The following is a 22,356-nucleotide window of genomic DNA, read 5'->3' as shown; positions in this document are numbered from 1 at the left end:
GTCGACACGGTTTCAGAGGATCGTGGCTTCCGCGAACACATTCACCCCGGTCTCGTCGACATAGAGCTTCTGGTCAGTGGAGTTGGGGGGAAGCAGCGAACTCATGCCGCTCTCGTTCCGATAGATCAGATACCACTCGAGCAAATGCTCCATCCCGTACTTCTCCGGATTCGCCGAATGGACGTTGGTGACCAGCAAGTGGCCATTGGGTCGCGTGCGAGCGGCGAAATAACTCAGCAAACGCGCGCAGACCTTGTCCGACAGATAGTCGAACAGACCCGCGCAGTACACCGCGTCGAATTCGCGCGCGGAGGGGTCCGATGAAATCTTACGCTTGAGCAGCTCGTGCACCGACTGATGCACCATTTGCACCGAGGCTTTATGGCCGGCGGCATGAGCCGAGCTTTCGATCGCGTCCTTCGTGAACGCGAGCGTTTCCTCGCTGAAGTCGACCAGCTCGAACGACAGCAGCTCCGGATGCGGATATTCGCGCACGAAGCGCTGGATCTCGAAAGCGGGCCCGCAACCCACGTTGAGGATGCGGAAGGTTCTGCCGGCCGCGCGCGCCGCCTCGGCCTGACGCGTCAGGTAGTCGATCAGCAGCGTGATGCGGTTGCGGTGCGCGGTCGCGACCGCTGCCTGCAGGAACGCGGTATTGACGATCTGGAAGTAAGTGGTCGGTCCCTGCTGCGGATCGCTGAGGATCTGGTTGACCATCTCGTAGTCGCCCGCATAACCGAGCGGCTTCGTGAACGTGCGATAGACAAACGGCGCGCGCAGCAGCAACGGATGCAGTGCCGACTGTGCATACGTGCGATGCACGGGTGCGGTTTCGACGTCGACGCGCTGGGCCTCTTCTTCGAGACGGTCGAGGAAGAACTTGATCTTGAGCATGATCGGCGTGGCAAGCTCGTAGAACAGGTCCTCGCGCAGCCTGCCTCCTTCAGCCTTCGGCAAGCTCTCGGTCAGATCGACCTGCTCGACCCAGCGCGACACTTCCGACAGGAACGCGCGCATCTCGTTCACGACGATCTGATAGTCGCGCCGGATATTGAAGCGCGCGTCCCAGTCGCTAATGAACAGTTCCGCTTCCCGTCCGACCGACTTCGCTTCATTGGGCAGAACGCTGAGCTCGCGCCATTCGTCGATCAGCGCCAGAGAGACCACCGCGGTGAGACCGGTGTTCACCAGACTCACCACCACCGCCTTGCCGAGATAGGCATTCTTGGTGCCCATGCGCACGCTCAGCTCGCTTAACACCTCGCTGACCTGCACGATGGAATAGGGGTTATAGACCTCCATGACCAACGACTTTCTCTGGAGGTTAATGATCGTCCCTCGCACATGCTCGCGCTGCGAGTTGCGGAAGCTGACCACCGGGTCGATTTGCGTTTGAGAGTACACGGTATTAGTACCTGAGGAATCCGGGAACGCAGCAGGGTGTTGGAGAAGTCCAGTGAATGGCTGCCGCGCGCACGACACCAGCGACAAGTCGTGGACGCGCTTCAAACCACAGTTGAGCTGGAAACACCAAAGCCCTTTGCCAGAATGGCATCCAGCGGGATGCAGTGTAACACCACAGGTTCAATTCTGACTGAGGCCAAATTCAGAATGAAACGTATATGCAAGGTTTTCTTGCGAGCATGTCCATGCTATAGAAAAGCCGTTTTTGCAAATAACCATTTGAACCGAGTTGGTAATCGCCCGGGTGCAATCGCCGACAATTCGTTGTTCGACAAAGGCTTGCGATCCCATTGCCACGACGGCGGCACGATCCGCTATTGACGGGGGTGCGTTACTCGTGCCTTTCTGGCCTATGCCCTTTGGATGGACCAGCGCTTTCAGCGCGATGCGGTTTCGAGACTCGAAACGCAGTGAAATGAAACGGCAATTGATGCCCCGCGGATGCGCCGAATAAGCATTTTTGTTTTAACGCAATTCGCGTGCGGGGCGGCAAATGTTTCTCTTTTTTTGAGCTTCTGCGCGAATAACGTCGACAATCGAGCGGCTCGCGCACTCGCTGACTCATTCGTGCAAGGCCAAGCCTTTCACGGCTTTATCGACGGCTTTCTTCGGTCCGTGCAGTGCGAGACCGACGAGGTCGAGATTCGCCGCATCCTCGGCGCGAAACACTGCGCGATTCGCCGCGTCATGCCCCGTCGAAAACATTGCGTGCACATATGGCACGATTCCGAGTTCGCGCGACAGCGCCTGCCGATGCACGCCCTGCAGACCGGACCTGTCGGCGGCGAACACCATCATCGGCTGGCCGAGCATGCGGCCGTAGCGGTGCCCGGCGGCATCCTCGTAGGGTTCGCCCAGCGCATCGGGCGCCGCCGCCGCGACGCCGGTCGCGAGAAACGCGACCACATTGAGCTTCTGCCAGACCGCGAGATCGCTGCGCACGATCAGCGCCACTTTGGTATCGAACATGATGACTCCTCGTTGAGCCGCTCATGATCGACGATGCCGCGCGATCAGTCTGGAACGTTTGTGCACATCTGCCGGTACGCCGCCGGCGTCATCCGGTACGCGCGACGAAACCAGCGGCCAAGATGGCTCTGATCGGCAAAGCCGACTTCGGCGGCAACCTGCGCGGGAGTGCGGCCGGTTGCGAGCAGGCGCCGCGCGGCGCGCAGGCGCACGCGCACCAGATACGCGTGCGGTGACGTGCCGAACGCGCGCTGGAACAGACGCGTCAACCGGAACCGGTCGATGCCGGCAGCTTCGGCGAGTTCGTCGAGCCCGAGGTTGCCGTCCAGATGTTCGTGCAACAGATCGCGCACCCGCGCGATCGCGGGCGACGCCGCGGCATCGCCGGTGAGCGGCGGGTCGCGCAGCTGGGCGCCGAGTTGCAGCAGCAGACGATCGAGCGTCTCATCGCGCGCGAGCCGGCCCTCGTTGCCGTGAATCGCGACGAAGGCTTGCCGGATCGCATCGACGAGCGCGCGGTCATCGACGAGCGTATGGCCGAACGCCGCCTCGACGCCGGCCAGTCCCGGCAGATCGAGCCGCCGCGCCGCGCGTTCGACCCAGGCCTGCGGCAGATACAGCATCGCGTATGTGAAGCCGCCCGCTTCGGGCGCGTGGCCGTCGTGCAGCGCGCCCGGTTCGATCAGAATCGCGCGGCCCGGCACGCTCGTGTGCAACGACCGATGGCACTGGAAGCGCTGCACGCCCTGCTCCGTGTAGCCGATCAACATGTCGTCGTGATCGTGCGGATCGTAGGCGTGGCCGCTGAAATGCGCGCGCAGGCTCTCGATGCCGGTTTCGGCATCGCGGCGAGCGGTTAGCCAGTTGGCGGGACTGAGTGGAGTGGGCATGGCGGTCTACGCGAGCAGCCGTAGCGCATCCGCGAGTGACAGCACCGTCGTGCGTGAATCGAATGCGGTAGAGAACAGATGCTCATGTACCACCTGATCCGGGTCGTAACAGCAATCCTTGACCGTATACAGGCGGAAGTCCGCGTCGCTCGCGTAGGCGACCGAGGAAAGCACGACTCCCGTCGACGCGATACCGACCATGATCAGCGAATCGATACCTTGCCCGGCAAGTTGCGCCTCCAGATCGGTGCCGAAAAACACGCTCGCACGATGCGCGATGACCAGCGGTTCGTCGTCCCGCTGGGCCAACTCGGGCGCGGTACGGTCTTCGAGGAACAGGCCGAGACTTTTGATTCCCTGGCCATTCCTGTTCAACGGGCTGATTTCCGGATAGCCCGGACTGAAGCGGAGATTGGCGAAATAGACGCCGACGCCTTTGCTCCGGGCCGCATCGCATAACCTGCGCGTATGGGTGAGCAACGCCGGCGCCACCGATGGAAAGAGTCCGAGAATGTCGGTCTGGTAGTGCATGACGATCAGCGCGGTTCGCGACGGCGCGATGGCCGGGATCCGTGCACTCGTGCGCTCTTCGCGCGTGCCGCCGAGGCCGTCGTGCGCGATGCCGCCAGAACCTGCGTTGCCTGTCATTACACCACCTTTATACGGGTTCCACGTCCTGTTGTTGGAGCGACAGCGTCGAAGCCATGGAAATCATACTTCATCGCATCTCCCGGGCGATCATCGACTCCGCCCCGACGCACACACCACGTCAACGGCCCTGACCACTTGCTACACTATGTACAAAGGTCGCCGGCACTCCCGCAGGGATGATCGGGCGCCTGCGACGTAACTCCGCAAAAAAATAGAGGAAGAGCATCCAGATGACGCTTTCGACGAGAAAATTTGGCCGTACCGGTTGGAATGTGTCCGAAATCGGTTTTGGGGCATGGGCGATCGGCGGTTCGTGGGGCAGCGTTGCGGAAGATGACGCCAAGGCCGCGCTGAATGCCGCGCTCGATAACGGCGTCACGTTCATCGACACGGCCGATGTCTACGGCGACGGTCGGTCGGAACGGATCATCCGGGACGTACTGCGGCAACGAGGCGGCGACCGTCCGATCGTCGCCACGAAGCTCGGTCGCCGACTCGACCCGCATGTGACCAGCGGCTATCTGAACAGGAGCGGGCTCGAAGCTTTCATCGACCGGAGTCTGTCGAACCTGGGCGTCGACACGCTCGACCTGGTCCAACTGCATTGCCCGCCGACGGAGGTCTACTACCGTCCCGAGGTATTCGACGCAATGGACGACTTCGTCGCCAAAGGCAAGATCCGCTACTACGGCGTGTCGGTCGAAAAGGTGGAAGAAGCGCTGAAGGCGATCGAATATCCGAACGTAGTTTCGGTGCAGATTATCTACAACATGTTCCGTCAACGTCCTGCCGATCTGTTCTTCAGGCAGGCGCAAAAGAAAGACGTGGCGATCATCGCGCGAGTGCCTCTGGCTAGCGGCATGCTCACCGGCAAGATGTCCGCGGATTCGGTTTTCGCGTCGGACGACCATCGCGCCTTCAATCGGCATGGCGAGGCGTTCGACGTCGGCGAAACCTTCTCCGGCGTACCCTACGACGTCGCGTTGAAGGCGGTCGACGAATTGCGCGGCCTGGTACCTGTGGGCGCCTCGATGGCGCAGTTGGCTCTGCGCTGGATCCTGATGGACGAGGCGGTCTCCGTCATCATCCCCGGCAGCAAGAACGCGGCCCAGGCGGCGTCGAACGTATCGGCCGCAAACCTCGCGCCGCTGTCCGACGAGGTCATGCAACGCGCGCGGGAAGTCTATCGGCACCATATCGCGCCTCACGTCCACCAGCGCTGGTAAAGGCAACGCCACAGTTCGCCAACCCGTTCCCTCGACTCTGGAGAGCCTCATGACAGACATCGCACTTGCACGCAAAGATGCTTGCCTCGCAGTGGTTCATGCGGTATTGACGGACTTGAGCGACGACAGCAATCTGATCGACGCGGCTCTACGGGTTGCGGATTACCTCGTAGACGATCTCGAAGGCAAGATCACCGAGACCGACGCGATACTGCTTGCCGTCACCGCGCTAACCAAAGTCAATCGCGCGATGCGCGAGTGGTACGACGTGGACGGCAACTCGATGGATGCGATGAGAGTCGCGGACTTCATCATCGATGAACAGATGAACGGGTACGACAGCGCAACCAATCCGCCGCAACCCACCTCGTCCGCGGCAAGAATCGAGGCGCGAGCGGCCGCGGTGATCCGGCCGACGGGATCGGCGATGCGGCCCGTTCACCACTGAGTTTCGTAGCTCACTCCGCGCGCGCTGTCGCCGGCCGTTTCAGCGGCTGGATGGTGGCTGTCGCAAGCCCCGCTCCGGCGAACGCACACGCGGCGCAGACGAGCGCGACGGCGCGCAGCGCGTCGGTGATCGCGTCGGCTTGCGCGCGCGCCACGGCTGTCTCGCGCGGCGGATGAGTGGCGCTCGCGGTCGCTCCGCCTTGCTCGACCGGCGCCAGCAGTTGTCCGGCCTGGCGTGCATCTTGCGGCACGTGCAGTTCGTCGAGGCGTGCCGATAGTGCCGCCTGGTGCGACCACACGAATACGATACCGAGCACCGCAATCGCCAGCAGGGCCGCCACGCGCGCCACGGCGTTGTTGATGCCGGACGCCACCCCTGTGCGGTCGCTCGGCACCGCGCCCATCACGGTCGTGGTGAGCGGCGCAACGGTGATCGTCATACCGAGCCCGAGCACGACGAGCGCAGGGAAAAACCCCGTCAAATAGCTTCCGCGCACGAACGGCAGCGCGAGCAACGTGAAGCCGATTCCGGTGACGCCCGGGCCAACGGTCAGCAGCGCACGCGGACCGAAGCGGCTCGTCAGACCGCCAGTGAAGCGCGACAGCAAACCGATGATGAAGGGCACCGGTAACAGCGCCGCGCCCGCTTCGGTCGCGGTGTAGCCATGCGCGCGGATCAGCGTGAACGGCAGGAAGAAGAACGCGCCGCCAAGGCCGAAGTAAAGCAGCAGTGTGACGAGGTTGGCGCCCATGAAATCGCGCGAGCGAAACAGCTCGAGCGGCACCATCGGGTTAGGGCTGCGCGCTTCGATGATCACGAATGCCGCGAGCAGCGGCACGCCCACTCCAATCGAACCGGATACGAGCGGATGCGCGAAGCCACTCGCCGCTGCCTCGGTCAGGCCGAACGTGAGCGCGGCCAGTCCCGCGGCCACGGTCAGCGCGCCGGGCCAGTCGAGCTGTCGAGGCGCATCGGGCTTGTGGCTGTTGGGCACCGCCACGATGGCGAGCGCGATCGTCAGCGCGGCGAGCGGGAGGTTCAGGAAGAAGATCGCGCGCCACGACCACGCGTCGACGAGCCAGCCGCCCGCCACCGGCCCCAGCGCCGACGTGATCGCGCCGACGCCCGCCCAGGTGCCGATCGCCCGCCCTCGCGCCGCGTCATCGAACACCGCGCCGATGATCGCGAGGCTGCTGGGTACGAGCAGTGACGCGCCGATGCCTTGAACCGCGCGCGCGGCCACCAGCGCAGACGTATTCGGCGCGAACCCGCAAGCGGCCGACGCCAGCGTGAAAAGCCCGACGCCCGCGATGAACACCGTGCGCCGGCCCAGCAAGTCGCCCATCGATCCGCCCACCAGCACGAGGGAACCGAGAAACAGCAGATACGCGTTGACGACCCACTGCATCGCCGCGACGCTCGCGCCGAGTTCGCTCTGAATCGACGGCAGCGCGACGTTGACGACGGAGCCATCGATGAACGCCATGCTCGAACCGGCGATCGTCGCTGCGAGCGCGAGCCGCTTGCGCTGGCACGGGCGGTCGGTTTTGGTGGGCTGCGAGCGGATGACGAGTTCGTCGCACGGGCTCGCCTGCGCGGCGATGACGTGCGCCGTCGTCGGCTTGCTACCAGGGTGATCCGGGTTGGCCATGTTCGCTCCCGTGCTGGTCGGCAGTGACCAGGGTCTGTTCGTGTGCCACCGGGGCTAGTCGACCCCGGAGAAGACGTACGCTTTGCTGGCAAAAACCTTGCATCCACGGAAAAGGTAGTCGGACGCCGGCAAGCTGGCAACCTCGTCGGCCGTCGGTCGAGGCTCGGGGAACACCGCCAGCCGCGCGACATCCCGGGGTGGGCTTCGCCCATGCGGGGTGCCCGGCGCCGCCCGGCGGGGCGCCAAAGACTTCGCGGGCGCACGGTTACAGGCGATAATCGGTCGGAGCAATCGATCTGAAAAAGCGGAGAAGGAATGGACAAGCAAGGTTTCACCACTGGCATCGTTCACGGCGACAGAATCGCGGGCACCGAGCACGGCGCCCTGCGTCAGCCAGTTCATACGTCCGTGCAATATGGTTTCGAGCGCGTCGAGGACCTGATCGGCGTGTTCCAGGGCACGAAGAAAGGCGGCTTCAATTACGCACGGCAGGGCACCCCCACGACCGCCGCGCTCGAACGCAAGATCACCAGCCTCGAAGAAGGCGTCGGCACGGTCTGCTTCAGCACCGGCATGGCCGGCATCACCGCGACGTTCTTCACGCTGCTGCGCGCGGGCGATCATCTGGTATCGAGCCGTTACGTGTTCGGCAACACCAACAGTCTGTTCGGCACGTTGCGGGGGCTCGGCGTCGAAGTCACGACCGTCGACGCATGCAATGCCGACGACGTGAAGAACGCAATCCGGCCGAATACGCGCATGGTGTTCGTCGAAACCATCGCGAATCCGGGCACGCAGATTCCCGACCTGCAAGGTATCGGTGACGTGTGTCGCGAGCGCGGCATCGTGTACTTCGTCGACAACACGATTACGTCGCCCGCCTTGTTCAAGCCGAAGGCGGTCGGCGCGAGCCTCGTCATCAACTCGTTGACGAAGACGATCGCGGGTCATGGCGCCGCGCTCGGCGGTGCGGTGACGGATACGGGCCTGTTCGACTGGAGCACCTATCCGAATATCGCCGACGACTATCGGCGCTCGCCGGCGAAAGATCAGGGTCTTCTGCAGATTCGCAAGAAGGGCCTGCGAGACATGGGGGCATCATTGTCGTCCGAGCAGGCGCATTCGATCGCGATGGGCGCGGAAACGCTTGCGTTGCGCGTGAAGCAAAGCAGCAACAACGCGCTCGCACTCGCGCAGTTTCTCGAAGGGCACGAAGCGATCGGCAAAGTGTTCTATCCAGGCTTGAAGAGCCATCCCCAGTACGAGATCGCACAGACGCTGTTCAAGGGCGCGTCGTGGCTGCTGTCGTTCGAATTGCTCAACGCGGATCGCATGATCGAAGTCGTCAACGCGCTCAAGCTGCCGGTCAAGGCGACCGGTCTCGGCGATACGCGCACGCTGATCATTCCCGTCGCGCCGACGATCTTTTTCGAAGCCGGGGCGGAAACGCGCAAGGCGATGGGTATTTCCGACGGCATGCTGCGGCTGTCGGCGGGCATCGAGGATACCGACGATCTGATTGCGGATTTTGCCCAGGCGCTCAAGTTGGCGGCGTAGTTTTCGGGCTTTTGAAATGCCGGGCGAAACGGGACGCCGGTCTCGCCCGGTTAGGTTCTGACAGTGCAATCGGTAATACCTGGCGCAGTAGGACACCGCGTGTCCCGTTGGATATCCAGATTATTTCATGCGCCGCATCAGCTTCACGATATCGGTCGTCGGCCCGCTGGTCATCAGGCGAGGGAGGTCGTCCATGTGAACCCAGCGACACCTGGATATTTCGTTACTCGGACGGGCTTTGGCGCGATTCGGGATTTCGCAGGAAAACACGTGATGGTGTTTCTGCTTGCCTCGGAAGTCGAAGAGGTGCTTCGCTGACTTCCCGGATAATTGAGTTTCTTCCTTGAGTTCTCGAAGTGCGGCGTCCGTGCGATGTTCTCCGCGCTTGAGAATTCCACCCGGCAAAGCCCACTTCGATGGGCTTCGTGCGACCAGGAGGATTCGCTTACCTCTGCGACAAATCACGGTGGCGCGTTTCTTCAAACCGAACTCCCACTTATGCCCGAGCAATTCTCAAGGTGCGCACGACGCGGCAGCGGATCGGGCGACGCTAGACATAGTTGCGTATCCTAATACAGAACTGCAAAAACCGGTGATGTTTTCGAGTAGAAAAAATGGTAGGCGCGCAGCACTTTTAAAGTGTGTCATCGGCGCGTCACAATAGCGGTGTCCGAATTCGGTGTGGTAATGTCTGGGCACGAATATTTTCTATTCGACGCGAGGCTGCAATGGATATGGATGGTGACTGGTCATTGCCACGGCCAAACACTCTCTTCAAAGTCAACCGTCGGCCGACCGGTTCTTCACTCTCAAAGACGAGTTCCATTGCCAGTACCTTCTCGTCGCTGGCGGCGCCGGTGGTGGCCGAAGCCGTGCAAAGGGCAAAAGAGCTATCCACGCAGAGCGATGCAGAAGGGTTTCATCAGCTTCGCGTCGCTTTCAGGAAGCTTCGGGCTTTGTACTGGGCGTACTCCCCATACCTCGGAGAGGAATCGACCGCGCAAGCCACCGAAGAATTCAAGCGTCTTGCGGCCGTGGCAGGCGGAACGCGCGATTGGGACATCGCAGGCGATCTGTTGAGAGCCGCCCAGGCGTCCGGCGCCTCGATCGAACTGCTCGTGACCGCAGCGCGCGAGAAGCGCGCGCAGGCGGTGGAGCATAGCCAGACGATGATCAAAAGCGACGATGTCGAGGCGTTCCTGAACGATGTCCTGTTTCGCGCACAAACCACACTGCTGTCGCGCTGCGACGGTCTAACCATTCGGGCGTTCGCCGAGAAGCGCGTCCGTCTGGCGCAGCGCACACTTCAAAGGCGCAGCAGACGCGCGGCACGTAGCGAGGACACTCACGAAGAGCATCTTCACGATGTTAGAAAGGCGGGCAAAAAGCTAAGGTATCTGCTCGAGTTTTTTCAACCCGTGATCAAAGGCGGACGCGGTCGCACTATCAGGCAGTTGACATCCGTGCAGGACAAGCTAGGGCAGTTCAACGACATTGCCGCAAGCGCGGCACTGATTCGCGGCGCGTCATTCAGCGAGGTTCCGGCCGAGGTCGTGCAGGAATCGCTGCAATGGTTAGAAGAACAGAAGTACCAACGGATGCGCGCGGCATCGCGGCGGGTCCGGGCTCTTTCTGAGTAAACCGGCTTCCGGACCGCGTCCACTCCTTCATCAGCCTAAGACACGACGACCGTAAACTCGACTCCCGATTCAAAGTCCAGCGTCGTGGTCGAAAAGCGTGGATCGTCGTCGAGATAGCGCTTGTATGGCCGAACGGCGTCCTCGGCTGTGTACATGTTGTCGGCGAGGACGATAGATCCGGGGCGCAGCAGGCGCTCGATCTGCCTGAACAGAGGCAGATAGGTATCGGCCCATACGTCGATAAATACCATGTCGAAAGTGCCGTCCAGTCCGGCAACGGTCTGGAATACATCGCCCTCCCGCACGTCGACATAAGCGCCTACGCCCGACATTGCGACGTGGGTCCGAAGTCGTGCGCACTTGTCGGCATCGAGTTCCGTTGCTACGACCATGCCACTGCCCAATGTGCGAAGAGCCTCGGCGAAATACAACGTGGACACGCCGCAGGAACTGCCGAGTTCGAGAATTCGGGCTGGTTTGTGCGAAAGGACCATGTTGCGCAAAAACCTGCCCGTTTCCGCCGACACGGCTAACGATAACGGAGTGCCTTGCGAGGATTCGAAGTCCTCGCCTGATAGCCCGAGCGTTTCGAGAAACCGTCCGCGGAGTCGAGGTACGAGCGTTTCGTATTCCTCCGCGAGAGTCAGAAACTCCTCGCTCGATCCCTGGAACTGCGCGCGTGCGCGAGCTATCACTTCTGTCTGGCTCTGTTCGTGAAGCCGTCGCAGAAGGTCTGTCGTTGATGAAGCCATGTGCGCTCCTTGACAAGGTCGATCATGCTGATGACGTATGCAGCTATGCCGTTCTGGCCAGCTTGATCGCGTGTTCGGGGCATGCCGTCACGCAAAGACCGCACGACCGGCAGGCGTGCGCGTTCGGTGTGTAGGCGACTTTCATCCGATGCACGCGTAGCTTGAGGCGATGCATCAGATCGAGGCTGAGATAGTCAACCTCATCGATGCGGCGGATCTCAAACACATTCTCGGGACAAACCTCCACGCAATCGCCCTTGCCTTCGCAGCGTTTCAGGTCGACGACGGGCGCAATCACACCCGGCTTCTGTTTGCAGTCGCCCGTCGATTTGTCGCGCATGTTCAGTCTCCCGCGCGCCGGTCGCGGCCCGATCGCCATGCCGTCTGAAAGTGCTCGCGTTCTTCAGGCGTCATCGCTTCCCATTTGCGCCAGTGACGCCGTCCGCGCCAGCCGCCATGTCCGCGGAATCCGCCAAACAGGATGCGGCTCAAAACCAGCAAGCCCAACGCATGTGCGTAATCGATCGCACGGGCGCCAACGAATAGCGCCGGAATCACCCAATTCCATAGCGTCATGACCACCCACCCGAGCACGCCAATTGCGACCAGCACCAGCAGTGCTTTACCCATACATCTGATTCGAAACTTCATCCGTCGACTCCTCTAAATATCCAGTTCGTCATAAATGGCCTGCAGTCGGACGCGCAGATGCAGCACCGCGTAGCGTTTGCGCGCGAGCAGCGTGTTGAGCGTGACCCCGCTCTCCGCCACCATGTCTTTGAAGGACCGCCCTTCGAGCTCGTGCGCGATGAATACCTCCCGTTGATTCGGCGGCAACTCGTCGAGCGCATCCTGCAAGGCCTCGAGCAACAGAGCGCGAGCGTAGAGGGCTTCGGGACCCGCATCGTGCGCCGGTAGTGCGAGGTCGAGGCGATACTCGCTGCTGGCGTCGTCTTCGACGCCGGGCAGATCCGTCAGCGGCTGCTCTTTCTTCTTGCGAAAGCGATCGATGATGCGATTACGTGCGGCACGAAAAAGCCACGCGCTCGCCTGTTCGATCGGAGCGGGAAGCCGGTAAGCCTGCACGAATTCGTGGAACACATCCTGCAGGATGTCCTCGGCGTCGTCCGGGTCGCGGATTCGACGCCGGATGAAATTGACGAGCCTCGTGCGCTCACGCACCACGGTTGCGGTGATGTCGCTGTCTCGGTCGGTCATCGGGTGCGAGGTGCGTGGCGGTTCCATGCGCCTGAAGACGTTTCAGACGCGCGAATATTGTGGCGAGCGCGAGAAATATTTCGTCGAGCGACTGCCGGTGCGCTCGAAGCAGTGCGTAAAGGGATCGTGGCCATCAAGTAACAGGAAGAAGTGGGTGCGTTTCCGTAGCGATGCCTCGGAATCCAGCCAACGTCCTTGGGCGTCGCGCCCGGTCCAAGCATAACCGCGTTCGGTGCAACGAAAGCCGCGACGGTCATTTTCGGCAGATCCGGCAGAGCACGGTCAAAAAGCGACAATCGCGCATACAAGTAGAATCGCTAGCAATCGGTGCTGGATTTGATGGCCGTTCCCAGTTCGCGAGACTCAGCGATGAAGGTAACGATTGCGTACATCGAAGAACCCCCGTTCGGCTGGACGGAAGCAGATGGTACTGCTACGGGCACCGACATCGAATTGGCCGACGCGGTTCTTCGGACGATCGGTGTAACCCGGATCGAGCATCGTCTGACGTCGTAGTGAACTCTTACCCGGCGTTGAAGCAGGCAGGTGGGATATGAACGTTCCGCTCTTCGTCACTCGTGAACGCGCAGACAGGCTTGCTTTCAGCATCCCGGTGTGGGGAATCGCGGACGGCTTTCTGGTTCGGACCGGCAACCCGAAAGCGCTCGACAGCTACGTGTCACTTGCCAAACGCCCGGATGCGCGCCTTGGCATCATAGCCGGACAGGTGCAGCACGAGACAGCGAGAGCGTCAGGGGTGAGCGAACACCAGATAGCCGTCTTCGAGCATCAGGCCGACACTCTCGAAGCGGTTCTCTGTGGCGCCATCGATGCATATGCGAGCACGGCGCTGGGAAATCGGATAGTGGCGAACCGGATCGCAGATTCAAACTCGAAGCCGTTGAGCACGAACCGGAAATGAAGGGCAAGCAGCAAAAGCCTCCGCTCGGGGCATTCTCGTTCAATAGAAGAAACAGCGAGCTGATCCAGGCAGTCAACAAAGCCCTTCGTTCCTATCTAGGCTCACCGGACCATCGTGCTCGCATGGCGGGATTCGGTCTGACACACAACGAGATTGATCCCGCTCTCGCGGGTTGAGCCCTCGCGTCGAGGGCGGCGCCAATCTATCGCGCGTTCAGCGCTACATTCCAATGCTCATCCCTCCGCCCACGCTCGAACCTGTGTTCGTCCCCGTGGTCGTGCCTGAGCTCGACATCGTATTCAGATCGATTCTTCCGTAGACGCCATCGGCTTCGTCATTCGGCCCCGCCGCAAAGAAGAGCGTGCTGGAAGGCTGATTGCTGAGGTCGTTGCCGAACGCGATGCCCCACAAGCCGCGCTCGACGATCGGACTGCCGTTCGGGCCGCTGACCTGCCCCATCGACTGCCCGCTCGATGCATTGAACGCATTGATCATGCCATTGCCGAAATTGCCGATCAGGATTGCGCCGCCCATCGAGCCGAAGTTTGCGGGCGCTTGCGCAATGCCCCACGGCGCATTCAACGGACCGCCTGTCGCGAAGCGTTGCTTCAGGTTGCCCGAGGTGTCGTACACGTCGACCATGCCGAGTCCCGCGCCCGCGACGTCGTCGTGTTTGGCTGTGTCTTGCATCGCGTAGGTGACGAACAGATTCGAGCCAATCGCCTGAATGCCGAACGGCGCAAAACCGGCTGGAATCGCCGGGTCCTTGAAGCCGCCGGGCATCGCGACCTTCGTGAACTTGGTATCGAAGACGTCGATCTTGTTGTTGTGGAAGTCCGTCGCGTAGAGGAAGTTGCCGTTGCTCGTCGCAGCGAGCGCGAGACCCTTGTAGACGGCGCCGCCCGTGCCGTCGTCGTACATAACGAACGCATTGGTCGGCCCGACCGCGGGCGCCCATGCGGTGATAGTCCCGCCTTCGCCCGTGAAGATGAATGCAGCGACGCCAGACTTGCCGTTTTCCGTGACGAGGAAGCTTTGCGTTCCATTGAAAACGACGCCCGTGGGCGATGCCGATCCGTTCTTGCCATCGGGTATCGTGACGATCAGCGATTGCGGCACGCCATTGCCGTCATAGAGCGTCGCGACATTGGAGCCGTTGTCCGCGACCCAGACGAACCCTTTGGGATTGAAGGCGACGCCCCAAGGGTTTTTCAGATTTGCGTCGGGATGCGCAGCGGGCAACGCGCCATCGGATACGAGGGCGGTCACCGCGAACGACGACTGGATGAGTTGGCTTGCGCCGTTCGAACTCGAGCCACCGCCGCCATCTCCGCCGCCGCATGACACGAGAGTCGCGACGGCCGCGCCGCACGCGACGACGCCGAATAGAGCGAGTAGAGACTTCATGACCGCACTCCTTGTTCTGCCCAATGGACCTCACGGTCAATGAACGAGGACGGCGCGGCGTTTATTCCGGTGGAGAGGGGCTTATTTCGTGGCAGATCTCGTGCGATCGCAACGGCTGAACTCGTCTGGATAAAAGCGCCCGCCTGCGGCCCACGTCGAAATTGCCCGAGGCGGCGCCGCTGCACTACGTGACTGATACGGCCCGCTCCGTGTGACGCCGGTCGTTTCGGTACGACAAAAGCGCGCGGCACGCTGATTGCGGCACTTCTGTAGCGCAGGCGGCAACTGTCTGCGTCTTTCTTCCAGTTCAATTAAGGAGGGGCGGATCATGAACAAGGCAACCATCACATTAGTCGCGGCCGTCGCCGCACTCTCGCTGTCTGGCGGCGCTTATGCGCAGGCGGCCGGAGGCCAGAACGGCAGCGGTTCGACCGGCACCGCCGGCAGCACGGCGAGTCCGTCGAACCAGATGAACGGCGCAACCACGGGCGGCTACGGCATGCCTGGCGCCACCAACTCGGACAGCGGCATGGGCGCCAGAGCGCCGAACTCGGGCCTGCCGAGCAACAACACCGGTTCGACGTCCGACACCGCCCCGGCTCCCAAGACCAACAACACGCTGGCGACCCCGAGCGTGGTGTCGCCAGCCGCTACCGGCCATTAACCGCTAGTAAGGATGACAGGTCAGCCGCGAACGATACAGCTAAACTTCCGGTTGAACAGATGGTCGAGACCATCACTAGTCGCCTGTCGAATCAGCTTACCGGCACCAGGGTGCTTTAGCGCCGCACCGACAACCACTATGGCATGTGTGGCGCCGGACTCGCTGGCGCCGCGATCCTCCCCATTGAAGGATCGCGGCGTCCGGCATTAGCATGCGGCCAAGCGCCTCTCTATTGCAGCCTCACACAGAGGCTCAAAGCCACGTGCCCCCTTGCCGCTCGCTCGGCTCCTGCGCGAGCGCATCGAAGTCGTGAATCCAGTCGAGGTGATGCAGCATGCTATCGCGCGCACCTAGTCGCGCGTTGCGTTCCTGCGCGGCGGGTCCGTCCGGCAGATGCAGCACGTCCGCGGTGGTGATCGACGCGTACTGCACCTTGCGCGTGCGGCCCCGGCGCAGACGCTCGTAGGCTTCCTGCGCTTCGCGCCAGTTGCCCGCGCCCGCCTTGGCCAGTTGCGCGGCCAGCACCACGGCATCCTCGATCGACTGGTTGGCGCCCTGGCCGTGATGCGGCACCAGCGCATGCGCGGCATCGCCGATCAGCGTCACGCGACCTTTGCTCCAGCGGCCGAGCGGCGGACGGTGAAACAGGCCCCAGCGCTGACTGATCGGCACGGCCGTGATCATCTGCACGACGGCCGGATGCCAGTCCTTGAACAGGCGCAGCTGCTCGCCCTCGGTCGACTGCATGACCCAGTCGCGCGACGGCCACGGTGACGGATGACGCTCGACCAGCAGGAAGTTCTGATCGCCTTTGTCGCCGATCGGATAATGCAGCAGATGGCCGCCGGGGCCGACCCAGAACTGGATCGTCTCCGGATCGGGCAACAGGTCCATGCGCTCGGCCGGCACGATGCCACGAAAGCCCGAGCAGCCGGAATACAGCGCGTCGTCGTAGCCGAGCATCCAGCGTCGCGTGATCGAGCGTGCGCCGTCGGCGCCGATCACGAGATCGGCGTCGATGCGTCGACCGTTGTCGAACGCGAGGGTCACGCGATCGGGATGCTGCACGAGATCGACCAGCCGATGGCTGAGATTGATGTGCTCGAGACCGACGGCCTTCGACAGCACCGCCTGCAGATCGGCGCGATGAACGCCCCAATACGAGCCACCGAACTGCTCGCGATAGCTGGGCATGCCGCGATGATGTCCAATGACACTGCCGCTGCGGCCGTCGCGATAGATCAGCCCGGGCACCTCCGCGCACACGTTTTCGAACGCGGAGCGTAGTCCCATGCGCTCGTAAAAGCGCGTCGCGTTGGCCGACAGTGCGACTGCCGCGCCCACTTCGCGCAACTCGTCGGTCTGCTCGTAGAGTTGCGCATCGATGCCATGTTCGCGTAGTGCAAGCGCCAGCGTCAGGCCGCCGATGCCAGCGCCGACGATCGCGATGCTCAGATTCATCCGGGTCATGATTGTGTCTCCGATTTCGGGTTTCTCGATTCGGGTCGCTGTGGAACGCGCGGTCGGCGCGCTGCATGCGGATACCGTGTCGGTATTTTCAGCACTAGACCTTCATTGCTCAATAAGATGAAATGAATCTCCTTCATCACTGAAATGAATGACCTTAGGTCATGCCGAAACCATGGAACTGAGCGATCTCGACCTCAACCTGCTGCTGCTGTTCCAGCGGCTGATGCAGGAGCGGCGCGTGGCGAGGGTCGCCGAGCAGATGAACATGAGCCAGCCGGGCGTCAGCAATGCGCTTGCGAAGCTGCGCCGCCTGCTGGGCGATCCGCTGTTCGTGCGGGCGCCGGGCGGCGTGGTACCTACCCCGTTCGCGCTGCGTCTCGCGGATCCGGTCTCGCAGGCGCTCGCCACCCTGCACGCCGCGCTCAATCCGGTGACGGGCTTCGATCCGCTGCGAGCGATGCGAACCATGACGATCGGTATGACCGACATCGGCGAAGTCGTGTTTTTGCCCGCCCTGCTGGAACGATTGTCGCGCGTCGCGCCCGGCATCGCGATGAATACGGTACGCAACACGAGCGTCAATCTGAGCAACGAGATGGCCGAAGGCCGCGTCGATCTGGCAATCGGCCTGTTGCCGCAGTTGAAGGGGGGGTTCTATCAGCGACGTCTGTTCGATCAGCGCTACGTCTGTCTGTTCAGACGCGGCCACCCGCTCGAGGACGCTCCGCTCACGCTTTCCGCGTGGCGCGAAGCCGAACATCTGGTGGTGGTGTCGGCCGGCACCGGCCACGGTCAGGTGGACGAATGGCTGAAACGGCGCGGCGTGCGGCGTCAGGTGCGCCTGACGGTGCCGCACTTCATGAGCGTGGGCTACATCCTGCAACGTACCGATCTGATCGCCACGGTGCCCGAGCGCCTCGCTCTGGAGTTGGCCACGCCGTTCTCGCTGAGCCTGCGCGCGCTGCCGATGACGCTGCCCGCCGCGCCGATCCATTTGTTGTGGCACGAGCGGGTCCATCAGGACGAAGGCAATCGCTGGCTGCGCGAGGTGGTCGTCGATCTGTTCGCGGATTCGGTGACGACTGGCAGGCGGGCGCGGGACGTGAAGAAGACGTAGTGCCTGGTTTGCAAGCGTGGGTCCGAGGCTTAGGCTTCGCGCGCACCGTCCGCATCGCGTGTGATTCGAGTTACTCGAACGTCCCGGTGCGCACCTCGCCGTTGCGCGTATAGCGAGTGATCAGCACGCCGCGGGGCGTGCTCGTCGCGTGTGCGAGGGTGAAGGCGGACGCCAGCGCGTCGTCGCCGAACATGCGCTTGCCGTGCCCAAGCATGACGGGGTAAATCAGCAACCGGAGTTCGTCCACGAGACCAGCCGCGAGCAACTGGCGCACCATGTCGCCGCTGCCGAACGTCAACAGATTGGCACCGTCCTGATGTTTTAGCGCGCGTACCGCGTCGGCCAGGTCGCCCTTCAGCGCATGGCTGTTGTGCCAATCGAGCGTGTCGGGTCGATGCGTCGCCACGTGCTTGGCGACGGGGTTGAGCTTGTCGGCAAAGCCGCGGCTGCGTGAATCGGCCGGTACGTGCGGCCAATACGACGCGAATATGTCGTACGTGCAACGCCCTAGCAGCAACTCGAACGGCTGCGCGAGTAACTCGCGCACGTTTTGACCGCTGGACTCGTCCGCGTAAGGGACGGTCCAGCCGCCGAGGCGAAAATCGCCACTGGGATCTTCCGTTGGCGCGCCGGGGGATTGCGTGACGCCATCGAGGCTGAGGAACATGGAAACGATGTGCTTGCGCATGATGTGCTCCTGGTCGATGAATCTGATCGGTTTCATCCATACGACGAACGAATCGCGTGCGGATCGACAATCGGCGTCCGCTTCCATCATGACCGATCGACGCGTGAAGCCATGCGGGCGAGCATCGCGCGATCGGCGCACAATGATCGAACCCACGGGTGCCTGCGCCGCAGGTGTGAAGGTGCGCACCACTCGCCAGCGCATGGTCGGAAGATCGCCCGACACAGTGATGCGCACATAGCAGCCGGCGTAACGTCCGGTCGCCCGTGGCATTTCGATCGATGGCCGATGGCTGTCGGTGAGTGCTGCCTGACATTACATTTGCATTTGCGTATAATTTCGCAAAGCCTTCATTCGGTATCGCCGAACAGCAGAAAGGCAGTACAGCAATAAAAAGCACTGGTGTGGTCCACCCACACGGTGCACAAAGACAACATCACTCGAAATATGTCCGTGCCTTCAGCAATAACCGGATCGCGCGATTCCGCGCGGTTTTTCACCCAACCGAAAGTGCTCGTTATCCTGGCGACCGTATGCTGCCTGCTTTGGGGCAGTTCATACCCGGCAATTAAAATCGGCTACGCCTTACTCGGAATCACGCAAAACGATATTCCCTCAAAGCTGATCTTCGCAGGCTACCGGTTCGTGCTTGCGGGACTGTTGTTGCTGATACTCGCCGCCTTCTCGAAGAAGCCGGTTTTCGATTTGAATCGCCGCAACAGCGGACAGCTGATGCTATTGGGTTTCACGCAAACGGCCATTCAATACGTTTTCTTTTATATCGGTCTCGCCTACACGACCGGCGTTCGCGGTTCGATCCTGAACTCGACGACGACCTTCTTCAGCGTGCTGCTGGCCCATTTCATCTATAAGAACGATAAGGTCTCGCCACGCAAGGCCCTTGGATGCCTGCTGGGATTCGTCGGCGTGATGTTCGTCAATTTCGGCGACGGCCTGTTCGAATTTGCGTTCTCCCTGCTCGGCGAAGGCTTCATCGTCGTTGCCGCATTCGTGCTTTCCGCTGCATCGATTTACGGAAAGCGCGTTTCGCAGAGCATGGACGTCATGGTGATGACGGGTTATCAACTCGGGTTTGGCGGTGCCGTCCTGCTTGCGGCAGGGTACGCGATCGGTGGTTCGTTGCACACGTTCACGCTGGGTTCGATGGCATTGCTGGGCTATCTGGCTTTGCTGTCCGCAGTGGCCTTCACGTTGTGGAGTCTTTTGCTGAAATACAACCAGGTCGGCAAGGTCACCGTTTTCAATTTCCTCGTGCCCGTGTTCGGCACCGTGCTATCGGCGATATGTCTGGACGAGAACATCATGGAATTGAAGAATCTCGTCGCGCTGGTGCTCGTCTGCGCGGGGATCTGGCTGGTTACGCGCTCGGCGCGGCGCAGCGCCGGTCATGCGAGAGCCGGCGCCGCTTTGGGTCAGGGCCGCGGCTGTCAGCAAGGCCAAGCCTGAGTTTGGGGGGTCCGCAGCGTCGGTTCCGCTTCAAACACTATCCGACGCAACCGGCAACCCCTCCGTCCTCCACCGCAGCATCCCACCGGCAAGATTCGCCACCTTGCCGAACCCCGCCTTCGTCAGCAATACGCTCGCCTGCGCCGAACGCACGCCGGACCGGCACACCGCGACCACCGGCTGCTCGCGATCCAGTTCATCGAGCCGCCCTGTCAATTGCGACAGCGGCACCAGCTTTGCGCCCGGCAGATGACCCAAACGATCGATGAATTCGGGCGCCTCGCGCACATCGACGATCTGAAACGCCGCGCCATGCTCGAGCAGCGCCATCGGCTCGATTTCCCACACGCCGCTAAAGCGTAGCGTCAACGGTGCCCAATCCGGCGTTTCGGTCGCAACTTCGGCCCCGCCTTCCGGCTGCCCGCAACGCATGTTCGCGGGCACCGCGACCGCCATCTGCTTCGGATGCGGCAAATTCAGGTTGTTCATGTAGCCGGCGAAATCGCCGACGTCTACGTCGCCGCCCAGGCGCGGATTGAAACGCCGCTCTTCGTTCACGCTCGTCACCGTGATGCCGCGATAATCGTGCGCGGGATAAAGCAGGCAGCTGTTCGGCAGTGACAGGATCTGCTCGCGCACGGACGCGAACAATTGCTGCGGACTGCCTTGCTGGAAATCGGTGCGGCCACAGCCGCGAATCAGCAGGCTGTCGCCGGTAAAGGCCATGCTCTGATCGTCGAGCACGTAGGTCAGGCAGCCGTTCGTGTGGCCGGGTGTCGCGCGCACGCTCAGATGACGCGTGCCGAAGTCGATCCGATCGCCATGCGCGAGCGGTCGCGTCACGCCTTTCGCCCCGACGACCCCGGCAAGCCCGATCTCGCTGCCGCAACGCAAACGCATGCGCCATGCGCCGGTTACGTGATCGGCGTGCACGTGGGTATCGAGCGTGGTGAGCAGCCACAGGCCCAGCTCGCGCAACAGCGCCTGATCGCGCGGCACCTGCTCGTAGACGGGATCGATCAGCACGGCCTCGCCGCTGTCGCCGAGCAGGTACGTATAGGTCGACGAAACAGGATCGAACAGCTGACGGAAAATCATCTGCATCCCTTGGAAAAGTCGGCGAGGCGGCCGCGAACGGCCGCCGCTATACACCTATCAGCCCGGTTGCTTGGTGGTGCGCAGATACGGTTTGATGGTCTTGAAACCAGGGAATAGCTGCTGCGCCTCGTCATTGCTGACCGCGGACGTGATGATCACGTCTTCCCCTTGCTTCCAGTTGACCGGCGTCGCGACCCTGTGTTTGGCGGTCAGCTGGATCGAATCGAGCACACGCAGGATTTCGTCGAAGTTGCGGCCGGTGCTCATCGGGTAAGTCAGCGTCAGCTTGATCTTCTTGTCGGGACCGATGACGAAAACCGAGCGCACGGTCGCATTGGTCGCGGCGGTGCGGCCCTCGCTGGTATCGCCCGCGTCGGCCGGCAGCATGTTGTACAGCTTGGCGACCGCGAGATCGGTGTCGCCGATCATCGGATACTTGACGGCGGCGCCCTGCGTTTCCTCGATGTCAGCGGCCCATTTTTCGTGGTCTTCGACCGGATCGACCGACAACCCGATCAGCTTCGCGTTGCGCTTGGTGAATTCCGGCTCGATCTTCGCCATGTAGCCCAGTTCGGTCGTGCAAACCGGCGTGAAGTCTTTCGGATGAGAGAACAGGATCGCCCATTGGTCGCCGATCCAGTCGTGGAAATCGATGGTGCCCTGCGTGGTCCGCGCGGTGAAGTTGGGCGCGGTGTCATTGATACGAAGTGACATATTGCCGTCCTGTGAAGTCGTGGTTAAGCGGAAGACCCGAGCGAGGCCTGTCTGCAGCGGTCCTACACGGGCCCGGATAATCTCGGGATTGAACAACAACAAAGCTCACAACGATTGATGAAGCTTTCGAAGCGCATACTCGCGCGGCAGGTAGCGCATCGCCGCATCGCGCGGTGAGATTTCAAATATAGCGCGTTATGCGCACGCCCATGTTGACACCCGTCGAAATCGGTCCGGCTTGCCATCCGCGGATCACGGCTTAAGGCAAAAGACGTTTATCGGTAAATCATGACCATTCGACGCGCCCGCGTGTGTGCGACAGCGCACAGATTTACCGGGCGCT

General features: G+C 61.9%; 22 protein-coding genes and 1 pseudogene. 8 read left to right on the top strand and 15 right to left on the bottom strand.

Annotated elements, in window-relative coordinates; translation table 11 throughout:
- Positions 1 to 12: 12 nt before the first annotated feature.
- The 4 genes from EVC45_RS01475 to EVC45_RS01460 form a co-directional block, all read right to left on the bottom strand.
- Positions 13 to 1,404 (bottom strand): class I SAM-dependent methyltransferase, encoded by a 1,392-nt coding sequence (locus EVC45_RS01475; RefSeq protein WP_129956265.1) that lies wholly within the window; start codon positions 1,402 to 1,404, stop codon positions 13 to 15.
- Between the two features lie 621 nt (positions 1,405 to 2,025).
- The gene (locus tag EVC45_RS01470) at positions 2,026 to 2,433 is read right to left on the bottom strand and encodes a DUF2000 domain-containing protein (RefSeq protein WP_129956264.1); all 408 of its coding nucleotides are present in this window, start codon (positions 2,431 to 2,433) and stop codon (positions 2,026 to 2,028) included.
- 44 nt (positions 2,434 to 2,477) lie between these two features.
- Positions 2,478 to 3,323 (bottom strand): AraC family transcriptional regulator, encoded by an 846-nt coding sequence (locus tag EVC45_RS01465; protein ID WP_129956263.1) that lies wholly within the window; start codon positions 3,321 to 3,323, stop codon positions 2,478 to 2,480.
- A gap of 6 nt (positions 3,324 to 3,329) precedes the next feature.
- The gene (locus tag EVC45_RS01460; RefSeq protein ID WP_129956262.1) at positions 3,330 to 3,971 is read right to left on the bottom strand and encodes an isochorismatase family cysteine hydrolase; all 642 of its coding nucleotides are present in this window, start codon (positions 3,969 to 3,971) and stop codon (positions 3,330 to 3,332) included.
- A 233-nt stretch (positions 3,972 to 4,204) separates the two neighbouring features.
- On the opposite strand from EVC45_RS01460, the gene EVC45_RS01455 reads away from it, so the two are divergent.
- Together EVC45_RS01455 and EVC45_RS01450 are read left to right on the top strand one after the other, a co-directional pair.
- Entirely contained in the window at positions 4,205 to 5,200 is a 996-nt protein-coding gene (locus EVC45_RS01455) for an aldo/keto reductase (RefSeq protein ID WP_129956261.1), read from the top strand.
- A gap of 49 nt (positions 5,201 to 5,249) precedes the next feature.
- On the top strand, positions 5,250 to 5,648 hold the full coding sequence (locus tag EVC45_RS01450) for a hypothetical protein (RefSeq protein ID WP_129956260.1): 399 nt from the start codon (positions 5,250 to 5,252) through the stop codon (positions 5,646 to 5,648).
- A gap of 10 nt (positions 5,649 to 5,658) precedes the next feature.
- Here EVC45_RS01450 and EVC45_RS01445 read toward each other — a convergent pair whose 3' ends face one another.
- Positions 5,659 to 7,299 carry a DHA2 family efflux MFS transporter permease subunit gene (locus tag EVC45_RS01445; protein ID WP_129956259.1) on the bottom strand — a complete coding sequence of 547 codons (1,641 nt, stop codon included), beginning with the start codon at positions 7,297 to 7,299 and terminating at the stop codon, positions 5,659 to 5,661.
- A 315-nt stretch (positions 7,300 to 7,614) separates the two neighbouring features.
- Between EVC45_RS01445 and EVC45_RS01440 the strand changes: the two genes are divergently transcribed.
- The gene (locus tag EVC45_RS01440) at positions 7,615 to 8,856 is read left to right on the top strand and encodes a cystathionine gamma-synthase family protein (protein WP_129956258.1); all 1,242 of its coding nucleotides are present in this window, start codon (positions 7,615 to 7,617) and stop codon (positions 8,854 to 8,856) included.
- A gap of 120 nt (positions 8,857 to 8,976) precedes the next feature.
- Here the strand turns inward: EVC45_RS01440 and EVC45_RS01435 are convergent, their stop codons facing one another.
- A complete protein-coding gene (locus EVC45_RS01435; protein WP_129956257.1) occupies positions 8,977 to 9,339 on the bottom strand; it encodes an NUDIX hydrolase in 363 nt (120 codons plus the stop codon).
- Positions 9,340 to 9,584: 245 nt separating this feature from the next.
- Here EVC45_RS01435 and EVC45_RS01430 point away from each other — a divergent pair, with 245 nt between their 5' ends.
- Positions 9,585 to 10,496, top strand: coding sequence for a CHAD domain-containing protein (locus EVC45_RS01430; protein ID WP_168991376.1), 912 nt, complete (start codon positions 9,585 to 9,587; stop codon positions 10,494 to 10,496).
- Positions 10,497 to 10,531: 35 nt separating this feature from the next.
- Here EVC45_RS01430 and EVC45_RS01425 read toward each other — a convergent pair whose 3' ends face one another.
- From EVC45_RS01425 to EVC45_RS01410, 4 genes are read right to left on the bottom strand one after another with little or no spacing between them, the layout of a single operon-like run.
- The gene (locus tag EVC45_RS01425; protein WP_129956256.1) at positions 10,532 to 11,248 is read right to left on the bottom strand and encodes an O-methyltransferase; all 717 of its coding nucleotides are present in this window, start codon (positions 11,246 to 11,248) and stop codon (positions 10,532 to 10,534) included.
- 43 nt (positions 11,249 to 11,291) lie between these two features.
- Positions 11,292 to 11,588 carry a 4Fe-4S dicluster domain-containing protein gene (locus EVC45_RS01420; RefSeq protein ID WP_129956255.1) on the bottom strand — a complete coding sequence of 99 codons (297 nt, stop codon included), beginning with the start codon at positions 11,586 to 11,588 and terminating at the stop codon, positions 11,292 to 11,294.
- A gap of 2 nt (positions 11,589 to 11,590) precedes the next feature.
- Positions 11,591 to 11,899, bottom strand: coding sequence for a hypothetical protein (locus EVC45_RS01415; RefSeq protein WP_129956254.1), 309 nt, complete (start codon positions 11,897 to 11,899; stop codon positions 11,591 to 11,593).
- A 12-nt stretch (positions 11,900 to 11,911) separates the two neighbouring features.
- Positions 11,912 to 12,493, bottom strand: a complete 582-nt coding sequence (locus EVC45_RS01410; protein ID WP_211193352.1) for an RNA polymerase sigma factor — start codon at positions 12,491 to 12,493, stop codon at positions 11,912 to 11,914.
- A 342-nt stretch (positions 12,494 to 12,835) separates the two neighbouring features.
- Between EVC45_RS01410 and EVC45_RS01405 the strand changes: the two are divergent.
- Positions 12,836 to 13,564: pseudogene (locus EVC45_RS01405) on the top strand (transporter substrate-binding domain-containing protein).
- Between the two features lie 43 nt (positions 13,565 to 13,607).
- Here the strand turns inward: EVC45_RS01405 and EVC45_RS01400 are convergent.
- Positions 13,608 to 14,795 (bottom strand): TIGR03118 family protein, encoded by a 1,188-nt coding sequence (locus tag EVC45_RS01400; RefSeq protein WP_129956252.1) that lies wholly within the window; start codon positions 14,793 to 14,795, stop codon positions 13,608 to 13,610.
- A gap of 328 nt (positions 14,796 to 15,123) precedes the next feature.
- On the opposite strand from EVC45_RS01400, the gene EVC45_RS01395 reads away from it, so the two are divergent.
- Positions 15,124 to 15,459, top strand: coding sequence for a hypothetical protein (locus tag EVC45_RS01395; RefSeq protein WP_129956251.1), 336 nt, complete (start codon positions 15,124 to 15,126; stop codon positions 15,457 to 15,459).
- A 252-nt stretch (positions 15,460 to 15,711) separates the two neighbouring features.
- On the opposite strand, the gene EVC45_RS01390 is transcribed toward EVC45_RS01395, so the two are convergent.
- Positions 15,712 to 16,929, bottom strand: a complete 1,218-nt coding sequence (locus EVC45_RS01390; protein WP_129956250.1) for an FAD-dependent monooxygenase — start codon at positions 16,927 to 16,929, stop codon at positions 15,712 to 15,714.
- A gap of 172 nt (positions 16,930 to 17,101) precedes the next feature.
- On the opposite strand from EVC45_RS01390, the gene EVC45_RS01385 reads away from it, so the two are divergent.
- Entirely contained in the window at positions 17,102 to 18,046 is a 945-nt protein-coding gene (locus EVC45_RS01385) for a LysR family transcriptional regulator (protein WP_129956249.1), read from the top strand.
- A 70-nt stretch (positions 18,047 to 18,116) separates the two neighbouring features.
- On the opposite strand, the gene EVC45_RS01380 is transcribed toward EVC45_RS01385, so the two are convergent.
- On the bottom strand, positions 18,117 to 18,734 hold the full coding sequence (locus tag EVC45_RS01380) for a dihydrofolate reductase family protein (RefSeq protein ID WP_129956248.1): 618 nt from the start codon (positions 18,732 to 18,734) through the stop codon (positions 18,117 to 18,119).
- A gap of 447 nt (positions 18,735 to 19,181) precedes the next feature.
- On the opposite strand from EVC45_RS01380, the gene EVC45_RS01375 reads away from it, so the two are divergent.
- A complete protein-coding gene (locus tag EVC45_RS01375) occupies positions 19,182 to 20,201 on the top strand; it encodes a DMT family transporter (RefSeq protein ID WP_129956327.1) in 1,020 nt (339 codons plus the stop codon).
- Positions 20,202 to 20,231: 30 nt separating this feature from the next.
- Here the strand turns inward: EVC45_RS01375 and EVC45_RS01370 are convergent, their stop codons facing one another.
- Positions 20,232 to 21,299 (bottom strand): rhodanese-like domain-containing protein, encoded by a 1,068-nt coding sequence (locus EVC45_RS01370; protein ID WP_129956247.1) that lies wholly within the window; start codon positions 21,297 to 21,299, stop codon positions 20,232 to 20,234.
- A 57-nt stretch (positions 21,300 to 21,356) separates the two neighbouring features.
- On the bottom strand, positions 21,357 to 22,013 hold the full coding sequence (locus EVC45_RS01365) for a peroxiredoxin (protein WP_129956246.1): 657 nt from the start codon (positions 22,011 to 22,013) through the stop codon (positions 21,357 to 21,359).
- Between the last annotated feature and the right edge of the window lie 343 nt (positions 22,014 to 22,356).

Origin of the sequence: Paraburkholderia sp. UYCP14C (genome assembly GCF_004197395.1) — a bacterium.
Classification (GTDB): domain Bacteria; phylum Pseudomonadota; class Gammaproteobacteria; order Burkholderiales; family Burkholderiaceae; genus Paraburkholderia.
This window is presented reverse-complemented; position numbering and strand designations above follow the sequence as displayed.

Bases quoted from the DNA above. Each gene is read 5' to 3' on its own strand.
- EVC45_RS01470 (WP_129956264.1), bottom strand. From the start codon at position 2,433: ATGTTCGATACCAAAGTGGCGCTGATCGTGCGCAGCGATCTCGCGGTC.
- EVC45_RS01465 (WP_129956263.1), bottom strand. From the start codon at position 3,323: ATGCCCACTCCACTCAGTCCCGCCAACTGGCTAACCGCTCGCCGCGAT.
- EVC45_RS01460 (WP_129956262.1), bottom strand. From the start codon at position 3,971: ATGACAGGCAACGCAGGTTCTGGCGGCATCGCGCACGACGGCCTCGGC.
- EVC45_RS01455 (WP_129956261.1), top strand. From the start codon at position 4,205: ATGACGCTTTCGACGAGAAAATTTGGCCGTACCGGTTGGAATGTGTCC.
- EVC45_RS01450 (WP_129956260.1), top strand. From the start codon at position 5,250: ATGACAGACATCGCACTTGCACGCAAAGATGCTTGCCTCGCAGTGGTT.
- EVC45_RS01445 (WP_129956259.1), bottom strand. From the start codon at position 7,299: ATGGCCAACCCGGATCACCCTGGTAGCAAGCCGACGACGGCGCACGTC.
- EVC45_RS01440 (WP_129956258.1), top strand. From the start codon at position 7,615: ATGGACAAGCAAGGTTTCACCACTGGCATCGTTCACGGCGACAGAATC.
- EVC45_RS01430 (WP_168991376.1), top strand. From the start codon at position 9,585: ATGGATATGGATGGTGACTGGTCATTGCCACGGCCAAACACTCTCTTC.
- EVC45_RS01425 (WP_129956256.1), bottom strand. From the start codon at position 11,248: ATGGCTTCATCAACGACAGACCTTCTGCGACGGCTTCACGAACAGAGC.
- EVC45_RS01420 (WP_129956255.1), bottom strand. From the start codon at position 11,588: ATGCGCGACAAATCGACGGGCGACTGCAAACAGAAGCCGGGTGTGATT.
- EVC45_RS01415 (WP_129956254.1), bottom strand. From the start codon at position 11,899: ATGAAGTTTCGAATCAGATGTATGGGTAAAGCACTGCTGGTGCTGGTC.
- EVC45_RS01410 (WP_211193352.1), bottom strand. From the start codon at position 12,493: ATGGAACCGCCACGCACCTCGCACCCGATGACCGACCGAGACAGCGAC.
- EVC45_RS01400 (WP_129956252.1), bottom strand. From the start codon at position 14,795: ATGAAGTCTCTACTCGCTCTATTCGGCGTCGTCGCGTGCGGCGCGGCC.
- EVC45_RS01395 (WP_129956251.1), top strand. From the start codon at position 15,124: ATGAACAAGGCAACCATCACATTAGTCGCGGCCGTCGCCGCACTCTCG.
- EVC45_RS01390 (WP_129956250.1), bottom strand. From the start codon at position 16,929: ATGACCCGGATGAATCTGAGCATCGCGATCGTCGGCGCTGGCATCGGC.
- EVC45_RS01385 (WP_129956249.1), top strand. From the start codon at position 17,102: ATGGAACTGAGCGATCTCGACCTCAACCTGCTGCTGCTGTTCCAGCGG.
- EVC45_RS01380 (WP_129956248.1), bottom strand. From the start codon at position 18,734: ATGCGCAAGCACATCGTTTCCATGTTCCTCAGCCTCGATGGCGTCACG.
- EVC45_RS01375 (WP_129956327.1), top strand. From the start codon at position 19,182: ATGTCCGTGCCTTCAGCAATAACCGGATCGCGCGATTCCGCGCGGTTT.
- EVC45_RS01370 (WP_129956247.1), bottom strand. From the start codon at position 21,299: ATGATTTTCCGTCAGCTGTTCGATCCTGTTTCGTCGACCTATACGTAC.
- EVC45_RS01365 (WP_129956246.1), bottom strand. From the start codon at position 22,013: ATGTCACTTCGTATCAATGACACCGCGCCCAACTTCACCGCGCGGACC.